The 14,033-nt window shown below is 63.2% G+C and carries 10 protein-coding genes; 2 read left to right on the forward strand and 8 right to left on the reverse strand.

Annotated elements, in window-relative coordinates; all coding sequences use genetic code 11:
* Positions 1 to 2 precede the first annotated feature (2 nt).
* The 4 genes from OC537_RS08450 to OC537_RS08465 all read right to left on the reverse strand — a co-directional run bounded on the left by OC537_RS08450 (position 3) and on the right by OC537_RS08465 (position 3,777).
* On the reverse strand, positions 3 to 581 hold the full coding sequence (locus OC537_RS08450) for an O-methyltransferase (RefSeq protein ID WP_262110778.1): 579 nt from the start codon (positions 579 to 581) through the stop codon (positions 3 to 5).
* A gap of 224 nt (positions 582 to 805) precedes the next feature.
* A complete protein-coding gene (locus tag OC537_RS08455; RefSeq protein WP_262110780.1) occupies positions 806 to 1,459 on the reverse strand; it encodes a DUF2913 family protein in 654 nt (217 codons plus the stop codon).
* Between the two features lie 91 nt (positions 1,460 to 1,550).
* The gene (locus OC537_RS08460; protein WP_162520135.1) at positions 1,551 to 2,846 is read right to left on the reverse strand and encodes a DEAD/DEAH box helicase; all 1,296 of its coding nucleotides are present in this window, start codon (positions 2,844 to 2,846) and stop codon (positions 1,551 to 1,553) included.
* A gap of 280 nt (positions 2,847 to 3,126) precedes the next feature.
* On the reverse strand, positions 3,127 to 3,777 hold the full coding sequence (locus OC537_RS08465; protein WP_106886458.1) for a DedA family protein: 651 nt from the start codon (positions 3,775 to 3,777) through the stop codon (positions 3,127 to 3,129).
* 383 nt (positions 3,778 to 4,160) lie between these two features.
* Between OC537_RS08465 and OC537_RS08470 the strand changes: the two genes are divergently transcribed.
* Both OC537_RS08470 and OC537_RS08475 read left to right on the forward strand, forming a co-directional pair.
* Positions 4,161 to 5,126, forward strand: coding sequence for an autotransporter domain-containing protein (locus OC537_RS08470; RefSeq protein ID WP_262110781.1), 966 nt, complete (start codon positions 4,161 to 4,163; stop codon positions 5,124 to 5,126).
* Between the two features lie 41 nt (positions 5,127 to 5,167).
* Positions 5,168 to 6,061, forward strand: coding sequence for a nuclease-related domain-containing protein (locus tag OC537_RS08475; RefSeq protein WP_262110783.1), 894 nt, complete (start codon positions 5,168 to 5,170; stop codon positions 6,059 to 6,061).
* A 66-nt stretch (positions 6,062 to 6,127) separates the two neighbouring features.
* Here the strand turns inward: OC537_RS08475 and OC537_RS08480 are convergent, their stop codons facing one another.
* The 4 genes from OC537_RS08480 to carB all read right to left on the reverse strand — a co-directional run bounded on the left by OC537_RS08480 (position 6,128) and on the right by carB (position 14,025).
* Positions 6,128 to 7,297, reverse strand: coding sequence for a DUF1615 domain-containing protein (locus OC537_RS08480; RefSeq protein ID WP_262110784.1), 1,170 nt, complete (start codon positions 7,295 to 7,297; stop codon positions 6,128 to 6,130).
* A 142-nt stretch (positions 7,298 to 7,439) separates the two neighbouring features.
* Positions 7,440 to 8,345: a GGDEF domain-containing protein gene (locus tag OC537_RS08485; RefSeq protein ID WP_171273627.1), complete on the reverse strand. Its 906-nt coding sequence runs from the start codon at positions 8,343 to 8,345 to the stop codon at positions 7,440 to 7,442.
* 271 nt (positions 8,346 to 8,616) lie between these two features.
* The gene (gene leuA, locus OC537_RS08490) at positions 8,617 to 10,275 is read right to left on the reverse strand and encodes a 2-isopropylmalate synthase (protein ID WP_262110786.1); all 1,659 of its coding nucleotides are present in this window, start codon (positions 10,273 to 10,275) and stop codon (positions 8,617 to 8,619) included.
* Between the two features lie 525 nt (positions 10,276 to 10,800).
* A complete protein-coding gene (gene carB / locus OC537_RS08495; protein WP_234569358.1) occupies positions 10,801 to 14,025 on the reverse strand; it encodes a carbamoyl-phosphate synthase large subunit in 3,225 nt (1,074 codons plus the stop codon).
* Between the last annotated feature and the right edge of the window lie 8 nt (positions 14,026 to 14,033).

The raw sequence follows: 14,033 nt of genomic DNA on the forward strand, positions 1-14,033 counted from the left end.
CCCTAGCGTCTCACCACCAGAAACTCCCCCTTGCCCACCGGCACCAGCGAGGTCAGAAAATCGGGATCGCGCCTCACCTGCGCCATCCAGTCCCGCATCTCGCTCTCATGGGAGATGGCATTGTCCACCACCAGCAGGCCGCGAGGGGCAAGCAGGCGCCGTATTTCGGGCCACCATCCCTGATAGTGCTGGCGATCGGAGTCCAGGAAGATGAGCTGATAACCCGCCGTCGGCAGGCTGGGTAACAGGCTGCCGGCCTCCCCCGCCAGCTGATCAATCCAGGGTTCGAGTCCGGCGTGCTCAAAGTTGAGGGCGGCCATGGCCCGTTTACTCTCGCCCAGCTCTATGGTGGTGACCCGGCCATCCAGTCTCTTCACCGCTTCGGCCAGCCAAAGGGTGGAGTAACCGTTTGAAGTACCTATCTCAAGCACCGCCTGAGCGCCCCTCGTCTGTACCAGCAGCGCCAGCAGTTCGCCGGTGTCACGGGTGATGTTGAGCATCTTGCGGCCCCGGGATGGCTGCGCCTCGTCATGCTGTTCGCCAAATCGCTCCAGCTCCCGTTTGAGTTGTTCCAGATCCATGTTTCCTCCTTGAAAGTCATCCAGGCTGCCCCGGCACTGCCCATGGCCTGCGCGGTTCAATCGGTGGCGGGGGGCAGATCCCCCAGCAAGTAACGAGGGCCGCTCCCCCTGGATCAGTGTCAGCTCACCCTGCATCCATGGCCTGTACGGCGATCAGCCATAAAAAACCCCGGCACAGGGCCGGGGTAGTGAGGGAGGCATGAGCGTCAGGGCCTCGATCAGGCTCAGCCCTCGGCCAGCAGCGCCAGGGCGGGCTGGGCATTGCCCGGCACCAGACGGTAGGCCTTGTGGTGCTTGACCAGGGTGGCCTTCTTGTCGCCCTGGCTCAGCAGCAGGCCCTGCTTGAAGGCCGCCTGTGCCAACTGTTTTTCATCCCCGCGCACATAGAGGGTAAGAGGCTTCACCAGCTCTCCCCCCTCGATATGGCTCCGATACTCGCTGGCCGAGATGACCAGGCTGGATTGACCCTGGCTCAGCAGCCGCTGTTTGGCGCTCAGTTCGCTGTCGGTAAACACCAGCCAACCCGCGCTCTCCAGCTCGGCGACCAGGGTGGCGAGCCTGACGCCCAACTGCCCTGGCTCGGCCATGGCCCGGCCGTACTGGCAGACGATGCGCGACAGCAGCCCCTTGAGATCGGCTCCGGCCCCCAGGGTGCGACCCAGCTGCACCCAGGCTTTCAAATCTTCCATCACCAGGCGGGAGAAGCGCTTCTCCTTGAGGGAGTCCGCCATCCAGGTGCAGAGGAAGTGGCTCTCTTGCGCCGGGGTGCGCTTGCCCGCCTTCTGCTCTGCGGTACGGGCCAGCTCGGCCAGGCTTTGGGTGGCCATGTCGAGCAGGGCCTGATTGTAATCTTGCGGGTTCTTGACTGGCGGGATCATCGCACGTCCTCTGGGTGATCGGTAAACAGCATCAAGGCGCCAACGGCGCCTTGAGTCGGGAGCCAAGGCTCCCCTGCATCATCTTGTCCTCTTACTTCGACTGGCGAGGCTTCTTGGCGGCCGCCAGACGCTTGAGGCGCTGGCCCTGCAGCTTGGCCTCGGCCATTACCTGAGCGGCGGCGTTGTCTTCCCGCTGCGGGCGCTTGCCGAAACGGCGGCGCTCCTGCAACTGCTTGATCAGCTCGTCACGGCTGCTCACCTCGTAGCCCGGCACCATGATGCGGCGGATCTTCTGGCCGATCAGCGCCTCGATCTCCAGCAGGGTGCGCTCCTCTTCGCGGCTGACGAAGGAGACGGCCATGCCGCTCTTGCCGGCGCGGCCGGTGCGGCCGATGCGGTGGACGTAATCTTCCGCCAGGAAGGGCAGATCATAGTTGACCACGTACTGCAGATCCGGGATGTCCAGACCACGGGCGGCCACTTCGGTGGCGACCAGCACCCGTACCTTGCCTTCCATGAACTCGCGCAGGGCGCGGCGACGGCTGCCCTGAGCCTTCTCGCCATGGACCACGGCGGACTTGATGCCGTCGAGGTTCAGCTCTTCCACCAGCACATCACAGCTCTCGCGGGTACTGGCGAACACCAGCACCTGTTGCCAGTTCTGCTTGCCGATGAGTTCGGAGAGCAGCTCGCGCTTGCGCTTCTGCTCCACCGGATAGACGGTGTGGCTGACGGTATCGGCGGTGGAGTTCTGCTTGTTGACGCTGATGATCTGCGGTCTGTCCAGCATCAGGTTGGCCAGCTTCTTCACGGCGTCGGAGAAGGTGGCGGAGAAGAGCAGGTTCTGACGGGTCTTGTTCACAGCCTGCAGGATCTGCTGCACATCGGCGCTGAAGCCCATGTCGAGGATGCGATCCGCTTCGTCCAGCACCAGGGTCTCGACACCGGAGAGGCTGAGGTTGCAGGCGGTCAGGTGCTCGAGCAGACGGCCCGGAGTCGCCACTATGATGTGTGCACCGGCCTTGAGTTTGCGGGCCTGCACGTCCTGCTTGCCACCACCGACCAGGGTCAGCACGCTGATGTCCAGATACTTGGCGAAGTCGTTGATGTTGCTCGCCACCTGGGCAGCCAGCTCGCGGGTCGGGGTCAGGATCAGCACCCGGGCGTTGGAAGGCTGGGCCGGGGCCGGGTTATCCACCAGACGTTGCAGTATGGGCAGCGCAAAGGCCGCAGTCTTGCCGGTCCCGGTCTGGGCGCTGGCCAGCACGTCGCTGCCACGGCGTATGGTCGGGATCGCCTGCTGCTGCACAGGGGTCATCTCCTGATAACCGCACTCTGAGACGGCACGCAAAATCTCGGGGGCAAAATCGAACGATTCAAATCTCATAATGGGTTCCTGTGTTCCAGCTGAGCTGTAGTTGGCTTAAGTGGCCTGGGCCGGCATGTGGCACGGCCTCGGCGAGGCTTGGGGCCAAGGACGGCTGGGTCTGACATCACGTCAGAAGATGAGCCGGAAAATGGCGGGCGCGAAGTGTAACAGATAGGCATCAGGATTTCCGCCTCAAATGGCCTGTATTTTTACGCCACCGGGGCGAGCCGCCTGACACGGGCGGCTTGGGGACAAGGGACAGGGGGCAGGCCCCTCCCCCTATATCCCAGTGCTTAGCTCAGCGCGCTCTCTTGGTCGAGCGCTTGAGCAGCCGCATGCCGATGGCGGCCACGGCGATGACGAAGAGGGCGAAGGAGGTCACCAGCAGGCACTTGGTCAACAGCTCGTGATGATCGGCCAAGAGCGGCGTCGCCATCATGAACTTGCCGACCATGCTGAGGGCCAGGGCCCAGAGGAAGGCGCTGGCAAAGCTGGTCATGGCCACCCGCAGCAGGTTCAGGCGGGAGATCCCCATCAGCATGGGCGTCAGCACCCTGACGAAGGGGATGAAACGGGAGACGAACATGGCCCAGAAGCCATAGCGTTCGAGCAGCCGGGAGGCGCGGGGCAGACTGCCTTCCGGGATCACCCGCTCCACCTGGCCCATGAAGCGGGTACCATGGAGCGCATGGCCCTGCCAATACGCCATCACGCTGCCGACGCCGGCGGCCAGGGGCAGATAGAGGAACACCACTTCGGGCCCGAGCACTCCCATGCCCACCAGACCACCGGCCAGCAGCACCAGGCTGTCCCCCGGTAGCGGCAAAAAGACGAAGCTCGATTCGAGAAAGAGGATCACCACCAGACAGGTGACGAGCAGACCGACCGCCTGCAGTTGTATTAATTGCTCAAAGTCCTGATGCCATATGGCAAGCAGCATGTCCTGCATCTGGTATGACTCCCATCAACGTAATGCGCATCCGTCATGACGGCCCAAAGGCCCGGTCTGGCCACCCCTCCCTGGTACCACCCCCATAAGCTCCTGCGGGAGGCCCGTTATACACCTGGGGAACTGAACAATAAATTAATGTCTGCCATTTATGTGGATACTCCGTCATCCGGCCCCGCCAGCCCGGTGCGCTGGCGACAAGGTGATCTCGCCCCGGGAGTCCCCTTGGGCCTTAGCCGCAAAACCGCAAAACCGCAAAACCGCAAAACCGCAAAACCGCAAAGAATATAGTCAGTTGGCACTGAACCGGGCTGCCATGGCGCCAGAAAAACCGTTACAGTGTAAGGACTCCTCAGTGGACGAGGAGGTCCACGGAGCTAGGTATGGCGCATCCCCCCTCTTCTTATCTTCATGCAAGCATGCTTCTGCTGAGCGGGCTCGGGCTCTTCAACCAGGCCGCTCAGGCCAATGACGGGACCCTGGTTCAGCAGCGGGCCAATGCGGTCGTCTCCCTGATGAGCTTCACTGTGGTGCCGGACATCACCGCCAGCAACCTGGACATAGGGGGTGGCACCAACAAAAGCTCGGCCCTGACCATCACCCAGCTCGGCGGCGGCGCCACCATGAGCGAGGGCTTCCCCATCTATCTGGAGGGCACCCTGGGTTACAGCCGCTACGATCCCCAGTTCGTGTTCACCGATGGCAACGAGACCCGCACCATCCCCACCAAATGGAACAGCCTGAGCGCCACCGGCGGCATCGGCTGGGACTTCAGCCTGCACCGTGACCGCTTTGGCGGCAACCTGGTGTTGCGCCCCATCGCCAACTTCACCCTGGGCACAGTGGCGAGCGATCTGCGCATCGGCGCCGCCTTGATCCAGCACAGGACGGGCAGGAACCTCGACTTCCTCGACGGCGGCCGGCTCAATGTGTATGGCCTGGGGGGATCCCTGATGCTCGATTACGAGCTCTTCTCCAAGCCACAGGACATCGATGTCGAGCTGCGCTACTCCTATCAGCACCTGCAGAGCTTCACCGGCACCGCCGACAGCATCACCGGCCAGGCCGAGGCGGAGAACCTCGGGCTCTACCTGCGTCGCCGGGCTCCACTCTTCACCTGGACCCTGCTGGATCGCCCGCTGCGCTATGTGCTGGAGGGGGCCAGAACCGAATACCTGGGAGAGCAACGAGGCCTGCTCGGCTTCAACAGCCTCAACTCCCTGGGCCTCGGGTTCGAGCTCGACAGCAGCAAGTACGACATCTTCATCACCCGCACCCGGCTGGTGGCCCGCTATATGTTCAGCCACAACACCAGCGGCTACTCCATCGGGCTGGCGATGAGTTTCTAGCGATCCCGTCACTCGAACAGTTGGCATCATGGAGACATGAAATGGACTTCTCTGCCGTTATTTATCCCTTGCTCGACCAGCTCTGGTATCTGTTGCCACTGCTGTTGCTGGCGACCCTCGTCAAAAGCCCCTGGTTCAAGGGCGTGATCGGGGAGTGGTTTATCAACCTCAGCATCCGGCTCTTTCTCGACAAGCGGGAATATCACCTGCTCAAGGATGTGACCCTGCCCATCCCTCAGGGCAGCACCCAGATAGACCATGTGATCGTCTCCCGCGTCGGGATATTCGTGATTGAAACCAAGAACATGAAGGGCTGGATATTCGGTAATCCGGCTCATAAAAGCTGGACCCAGCAGATCTATCGCCGCAAGCACAGCTTCCAGAATCCCCTGCACCAGAACCACCTGCACATGATGACCCTCAAGTCCCTGCTGGGGGTGGCGGATCATCAGCTCCACTCCGTCATCTACTTTATCGGCGACTGCACCTTCAAGACCCCCATGCCGGACAACGTGATGAACCGCGGGCTGATCCGCCATATCAAAGGAAAAACCACCCAGGTATTGACCCCGGCCGAGGTCACCCGAGTGGTCGAGACCATCCAGCAGGGGCGGCTGGCAGCCAACTGGCAGACCCACAGGCAACATGTGGCACAGCTGAAGGCGCGTCACAGCGAGTCGCCACGCAAGCCGTTATCCGCCAAGGCAGTGCCTGACGAAAAGAGGACCGCGCCCTCCCCTGTCACCGCCCAACCGCTCGGTGACCCAAGTCCGACTTGCCCCAGATGTGGCAATGCCATGGTCTTGCGTACCGCCAGCCGGGGAGAAAACAGAGGCAATCAGTTCTGGGGATGCAGCGGATACCCCACATGCCGGGGGATGCTGACCCTTGGGAAGACGCACCCAGGGACGGCGACGCAGGACACCAGGGCCTGACCCCTGAACATCCAGTTGATACTGAAACAAGGGCGGCCAATGGGCCGCCCTTGTTGTCTCTGACTGTCAGCGAATGGTCGCCATCTTTCTGACGCAGGCCTGCTCCCTGTCATCCACCCGCTTGGCAAACCAGGCGGTGGTGAGGTTGCGGGTGATTTTGGGGCTTTTCAGCTGGATGCCGGGCAGCACGGCGCGGGGTTGGCGCTTGCCCGCCTGCTTGTCGGCCAGGGTAAAGACCCTCTGATAGAGGTCGGTCTGGGCAAAGTCGCTGCTGTCTCCCTTGAGCAGGCTCTGATGGATAGCCTGCTTGCTCATGTTGACGCGGCTGGCGATGCTGTGCACCGCGAGCTCCGTCTTGCCGGGCAGGTCGGAGTCGTAGCGAACGAGATCCCCGTCCAGGGCCAGGGGCTTGCCGCTGACCCGGCTCACCGCGGCCTGGAAGGCGGCGTTGCGGCTCGCATACCAGCCCGCATTGAAGTCGGCGAAACGGTAGAGGGTGTCCGGGTAGTAGGCGGGATAGCCGAAGATGTGTTTGGTACCAAACCAGATGCCGCCCCGGCGGGTAAAGACTTCGTGGCGGATGGACTCCTTGACGGGATAGGGGTAGCCGCGGGCGTTGGCCTCGGCGAAGGCCACGCTCACCTGCATGGGGCCCCCGGTGCGTACCGGATTGAGGTTGCCAAAGAGCTGCTTGCCCATGGGCACGGCCCCTATCATGTCCTCGAAGATCTCGCTCATCTCCCGCTCGGTGCGAAGGGCATCGATGCGCGCGGCGTAGGATTTGCCCGTGGGGGACTTGATGGAGAGGGCGGTGCGCACCACGAACTCGGGGATGAGCAGCTTGGCGGCCCGGGCGTTGATCTCCTTCCAGGCTATCTTGCCAAGGCCGGGCACCACGGGATCGGCCTGATAGGTGGCCTCCTGCTCCGCCACCGCCAGCACTGAGCAGACATTGTGATCGTTCACCGTCAGCCCCTGGGTGCTGAGCGCCGTCACCACGTCGTTGGCCCAGCCCTGCTTGTCTTGTACCTGGCGCGGCAGGAAGCGCACTATGCGGCTCTTCATGTCCGCAGGCTTGCGCGGCTGCATCGCCTTGGGTTGTTTGGCGATGGCGGCGGCCTCCTCGACAGTAGGAGTAGGGGGTGTCGGTTCACTGGCGCAGCCCGCCAGCACGGCGGCAGCCAGCAGTGCGCAGAGGCGCCAGGGGGAGAAAGACAAAGGGCGAGAGGGGATCATGAGGGCTTCCGATAAAGTGCGGGCCCCTCATGCCGGATGAGGGGCCCCGAATGCAAACAGGTGGCCATTGTAGTGGATGGTGCGGGCAATCTGAAGGCGGCAGAGCGGCCGGGGCCCGGGGCTGCGGCATCCCCTGGCGTCATCACGCCAGCTCGACCCGGTTGCGCCCCAGGTGTTTGGCCCGGTAGAGCGCGAGATCGGTGCGTTTGACCAGCGCCTCGACCGCCTCCCCCGCCTGGCCTATGCCGACGGCGATGCTCACGGTGAACCTTATCTCCTCGCAGGCGACCAGAGCCTCGGTGGCGGCTCTTATCTGCTCCGCCAGTGCCTGGGCCTTGTCGCTCAACATGCCGGGCAACCAGATGGCGAACTCCTCGCCCCCCAGGCGCGCCACCACCCCATCCGGCGGACAGTGCTGACACAGCAAGGCGCTGAATTCCTGCAGCACATTGTCACCTATGCCGTGGCCGTAGCGATCGTTGATCTGCTTGAAGTGATCGAGATCCAGCAGCAGCAGCGGCGTCCCCTGATCCACATGGGTTTCCAGCACGGCGCGAAACGCGCGGCGATTGGAAAGACCCGTCAGTTCGTCGGACATGGCAAGCGAGGCCAGCCGGGTCTGGACGCCATACATCTGTTGCACCATCAGCAGCACGCCCCAGGCCGTGGCCAGCATGCCGAGGGTGCGCAGGCTGTCTTCCACCGTGGAGAGCCACCAGGGCTGGAAATAGGCCTCGTCAACCAGATCTATGGTCCCCGACACCAGCCAGCTCCCCAGACCGGCGCAGAGAAACAGGTAGGTCCGGTTCGAGATCTGGGCACACTGCACCACCCAGAACATGAACAGCAGGGTCAGCACATTGATGGCCTCGGCCAGGGCGCCGATGGTGTAGAGGTTATGTTCGGGCAGGCGCTCGAAGCTGGCGGCATCCAGGCCCCCCGTCAGCAGCAACAGGCAGAGCAAGCTCAGCAGGGCGAGGCGGCGACCAGGGGAGAGCGAGAAGAACCTGGCGGGGTGTACGGATAACCTGAGGGGAGTCTTCATCATCGTTATGGCTCCAAACCTGCATTGCCTCTATCCCTGGCGGCTGCACTCAGCCGCCAGCACCCAATGAACCGCAAGGCCAATCCTGGCCGCACGGCGCTCGTATTGTGAGCCGATTTTTCCATAAAAAACAATCCCCTCAGCACAGTGCTGAAGGGATCCTGGTACCATTTTCCACTGTGCGCCGCCCTGTTGCCGCCGGCTACCCCCTGGTACAGGCGGTGTGGAGGACGTCCTTCAAGGGGCTGGCCTTACCCTCGACACGCCCGCCCCCTCACGCACTCTGGCGCAGGGCGCGGATCTGGGCGGCGCCATTGATCACCGCCTGCAAGGAGGCGTTGACCACATCGCGGCCGATGGCGACCCCGCACATGCGCATTCCATCGACGCTGAGCAGCACATAGGCGGCGGCGCGGGATTCGGTTCCGGCGCAGAGGGCATGTTCCGAGTAGTCGAGCACGTCTATGTGCATGCCGGTCTGGCGCTCCCAGCCGTTGACCAGGGCCGTGATGGCCCCCTCCCCCTCACCACAGAGCTGCAAGCTGCCGTCCGGGGTCTGCAGCTCGAGGCGCAGTGTCTCCTGGCTGTCGTGGCCAAGCTGGAAGCGGCCGATGCGATAACCGTGCAGCGGCTCGAGGTAGTGCTGCTCGAACAGGGCGCGGATCTGCTCCGGGCTGATTTCGCTGCTGCTCGCCTCCGCCTGCGCCTGCACCCGGCGGCTGAAGTCGATCTGCAGCCAGCGCGGCAGTTGCAGGCCAAGGTCGCGCTCCAGCAGATAGGTGACGCCCCCCTTGCCGGACTGACTGTTGATGCGGATCACCGCCTCGTAGCTGCGGCCAAGGTCTGCGGGGTCGATCGGCAGATAGGCCACATCCCAGTAGGGATCGGGCTTTTCGGCCGCCAGGGATTTGCGAATCGCATCCTGGTGGCTGCCGGAAAACGCCGTATAGACCAGCTCGCCGGCATAGGGGTGGCGCGGGTGCAGGGCAATCTGGGTGCAGGCCCCCACGGTCGCCACTATGGCATCCATGTCCGACAAGTCCAGCTCGGGATCTATCCCCTGGCTGTAGAGGTTCATGGCCATGGTGACTATGTCCATGTTGCCGGTGCGCTCGCCGTTGCCGAGCAGGGTGCCCTCGATGCGATCGGCCCCCGCCAGCACCGCCAGCTCGGCGGCGGCCACCCCGCAGCCCCGATCGTTGTGGGTGTGGATGGAGATGCTCACCTCGGGGCGCGCCTTGAGGTGGCGGCAGAACCACTCCACCTGATCCGCGAACACATTGGGGGTGCTCACCTCGACCGTGGCGGGGAGGTTGAGGATCATGGGGCGGGAGGCAGCGCGCCACTCGTCGATGACGGCGTCACACACCTCCACCGCGAACTCCACCTCTGTGCTGCTGAAGCTCTCGGGGGAATACTGGAAGCTCCACTCTGTGCCGGGATTCCTGGCCGCGTATTCCCGCACCCAGCGTGCCCCCTGCACGGCGATGGCCTTGACCCCCTCGCGATCTGTGTTGAACACATAGTTGCGCTGGGTCGGGTTGACCGAGTTGTAGACATGCACGATGGCGCGTTTGGCCCCCTTGAGGGATTCGAAGGTGCGGGCGATCAAATCTTCCCGGGCCTGCACCAGCACCTGGATGGTCACGTCGTCCGGGATGAGATTGCGCTCGATGAGTTCCCGCACGAAGTCAAAGTCCGGCTGGGAGGCGGCGGGGAAGCCGACCTCGATGTGTTTGAAGCCGACATGGGTCATCAGGGCCCACATTTGCAGCTTCTGGGCCACCGTCATGGGCTCGACCAGCGCCTGGTTGCCGTCCCGCAAGTCCACGGCGCACCAGAGCGGCGCCTGCGTCATCACCCGGTTGGGCCATTGACGGTCCACCAGAGCGATGACGGGGGCCGGGCGGTATTTGCGATGATCGAAGCTCATATTCAGATTCCCTTGGCAGATATGCTGAGGTGCCAGGCGACCGGGCAGGTAACAGAGGGGGCAAGGAGGGGGAGCGGGCTGGCGCGATAACGCTGGCCCTGACTGGCGGTGCGGCGGTTACCCCACAGCCGGTTTCCATTGGTCCCTATCGGTGGAAGGGGCCGGCCAGGCTGGCGCGATAACGCTGGCCCTGATCCTCTCGCAACCCTCTGACACTGAATGCTTGCCGGTGCGGACGACCTTGTTTGCTCACGCATGTGATGAGAAACCAGTATAGGGAGGCGTTCGGGGTGAGTGATTGCGAAGATTGTTACCAATGGCATTTAATAGGCAATTTATGATTTCGTTTAGTCGATTTAAGGGCGTTTATCACCCTTCAACCTCGCTATTTACGTCACCTCGTGCATGAAGGGCCCATGCGCTCGGGATCCGCCGCCCCCGCCAAAAGAAACACCCCGCCATCGCTGGCGGGGTGTTGGCAGGCTTGCTTCAGGGCCGGAAGAGCCGGCCCTGACTGCGCGCACCTTAGCGGTGCTTGACCTTGTGGTGCAACTCCTGCACCGAGTTCACGTTGGCGGTGGCATCGACGCTGATGGCCATGCAGGTGGCGAAGGCCGCGTGCAGCGTGGTGGTGTAGGCCACCTTGTGCTGCAGGGCGCCGCGGCGCAGCTGCTTGGAATCCTGAATCGCCTGACGGCCCTCGGCAGTGTTGACTATGTAGGTGTACTCGCCATTCTTGATGCGATCCAGAATGTGCGGACGGCCTTCATGCACCTTGTTCACCAGACGCGGGTTGATGCTCGCTTCACCTAAGGTCACGGCGGTGCCGTGAGTGGCGTCGAGGTCATAACCCAGCTCCAGCAGCTTGGCGGCCAGGTTCACCACCCGCTCCTTGTCGCCGTGGCGCACCGAGAGCAGGGCGCGCCCCTCGCTCGGCACCTGGTGACCTGCACCCAACTGCGCCTTGGCATAGGCCTCTGCGAAGCTGCTGCCCACCCCCATCACCTCGCCGGTGGAGCGCATTTCCGGCCCCAGCAGCGGGTCGACACCCGGGAACTTGGCGAAGGGCAGTACCACCTCTTTCACCGAGTAGTAGGGCGGGATGATCTCGGTGGTGAAACCTTGATCCTGCAGGCTCTGACCGGCCATGACACGGGCGGCAATCTTGGCCAGCGGTGCACCTGTGGCCTTGGAGACGAAGGGCACTGTACGGGCGGCACGGGGGTTCACCTCGATGAGGTAAATCTCGTTGTCCTTGACCGCGAACTGGACGTTCATCAAGCCCACCACGCCGAGCTCCAGCGCCAATTTCCGTACCTGCTCGCGCATCTCGTCCTGGATGGCCTTGGACAGGGTGTAGGGCGGCAGGGAGCAGGCGGAGTCACCGGAGTGGATACCGGCCTGCTCGATGTGCTCCATGATGCCGCCGATGACCACGTCCACGCCGTCGCAGATGGCGTCCACGTCCACCTCGGTGGCGTCGTCCAGGAAGCGGTCCAGCAGTACCGGTGACTCGTTGGAGACGCTCACGGCTTCGGCGAAGTAGCGGCGCAGATCCTGCTCGTCATAGACGATTTCCATGGCGCGACCACCCAGCACGTAGGAGGGGCGAACCACCAGCGGGTAGGTGATGCGGGCGGCTACCTGTACCGCCTGCTCCAGGGCAGTGACTGTGCCGTTTTCCGGCTGCTTGAGGCCGAGGCGCTCGACGGCGGACTGGAAACGCTCGCGGTCTTCGGCGCGGTCGATGGCATCCGGGCTGGTGCCGATGACAGGCACGCCGTTCGCTTCCAGGGCACGGGCAAGCTTGAGCGGGGTCTGACCGCCGTACTGGACGATGACGCCCTTGGGCTGCTCGACCCGCACAATTTCCAGCACATCTTCCAGGGTCACCGGCTCGAAGTAGAGACGGTCGGAGGTGTCGTAGTCGGTGGAGACGGTTTCCGGGTTGCAGTTGACCATGATGGTCTCGTAACCGTCTTCGCGCAGGGCCAGGGCCGCGTGCACGCAGCAGTAGTCAAACTCGATGCCCTGACCGATGCGGTTCGGGCCGCCACCGATGATCATGATCTTGTCACGATTGGTCGGTGCTGCTTCGCACTCCTCGTCATAGCTGGAGTACATGTAGGCGGTGTTGGTGGCGAATTCGGCGGCGCAGGTATCGACCCGCTTGTAGACCGGGAAGATGTTGTGGCGGGCACGGGCCTTGCGCACCTCGCCCTCGGCCACGCCGAGGATCTTGGCCAGACGTGCGTCGGCAAAGCCCTTGCGCTTCAGGGTGCGCAGGAAGTCGGCGTCCAGCCCGGCCATGCCGCGCTCTTTTACCTCTTCTTCCAGCTTCACCAGCTCTTCGATCTGCACCAGGAACCAGGGGTCAATCTTGGTCAGCTTGAAGATGCCGTCCATGGAGAGGCCGGCGCGGAACGCATCGGCTATGTACCAGATACGGTCACAACCGGCATCCTGCAGCTCGTGGCGGATACGGGTCAGGGAGTCGGGGGCATTGAGGTCCACCATGGGGTCGAAGCCGGTCTTGCCGGTCTCGAGGCTGCGCAGCGCCTTGTGCAGGGACTCCTGGAAGTTGCGGCCTATGGCCATCACTTCGCCCACTGACTTCATCTGGGTGGTGAGACGGTCGTTGGCGCCGGCAAACTTCTCGAAGTTGAAGCGCGGGATCTTGGTGACCACGTAGTCAATCGCCGGCTCGAAGGAGGCCGGAGTACGACCGCCGGTGATGTCGTTCATCAGCTCGTCCAGGGTGTAACCTATGGCGAGCTTGGCGGCTATCTTGGCGATGGGGAAACCGGTCGCCTTGGAGGCCAGCGCGGAGGAGCGGGAGACCCGCGGGTTCATCTCTATGATGACCATGCGGCCATCTTTCGGGTTGATGCCGAACTGGACGTTGGAGCCGCCGGTCTCGACGCCGATCTCGCGCAGCACCGCCATGGAGGCGTTGCGCATCAGCTGGTACTCCTTGTCGGTCAGCGTCTGGGCTGGCGCGACCGTGATGGAGTCACCGGTGTGGATGCCCATGGGGTCGAAGTTTTCGATGGCGCAGACGATGATGCAGTTGTCGTTGCGATCCCGCACCACTTCCATCTCGTACTCTTTCCAGCCGATCAGGGACTCATCGATGAGCAACTCCTTGGTCGGGGAGAGATCCAGGCCGCGCTCGCAGATCTCGACGAACTCTTCGGTGTTGTAGGCGATGCCGCCACCCGAGCCGCCCATGGTGAAGGAGGGACGGATGATGCAGGGGAAGCCGACCATCTGCTGCACCTTCCACGCCTCTTCCATGTTGTGGGCGATGCCGGCACGGGGGCACTCGAGGCCAATGCTCTTCATGGCGATGTCGAAGCGACGACGATCTTCCGCCTTGTCGATGGCATCGGCGGTGGCACCAATCATCTCCACACCGAACTCCGCCAGCACGCCGTGCTTCTCCAGATCCAGCGCGCAGTTGAGCGCGGTCTGGCCACCCATGGTGGGCAGTACGGCATCCGGACGCTCTTTCTTAATGATCTCGCGCACCACTTCCCAGGTGATGGGCTCGATGTAGGTGGCGTCCGCCATCTCCGGGTCGGTCATGATGGTGGCCGGGTTGGAGTTCACCAGGATGACGCGGTATCCCTCCTCACGCAGGGCCTTGCAGGCCTGGGCGCCGGAGTAGTCGAATTCGCAGGCCTGACCGATGACGATGGGGCCGGCGCCGAGGATCAGGATGCTCTGTAGGTCGTTACGTTTTGGCATGGCTCTCT

This window comes from Aeromonas sp. Marseille-Q5825 (assembly GCF_946892685.1).
GTDB lineage: Bacteria > Pseudomonadota > Gammaproteobacteria > Enterobacterales > Aeromonadaceae > Aeromonas > Aeromonas rivipollensis.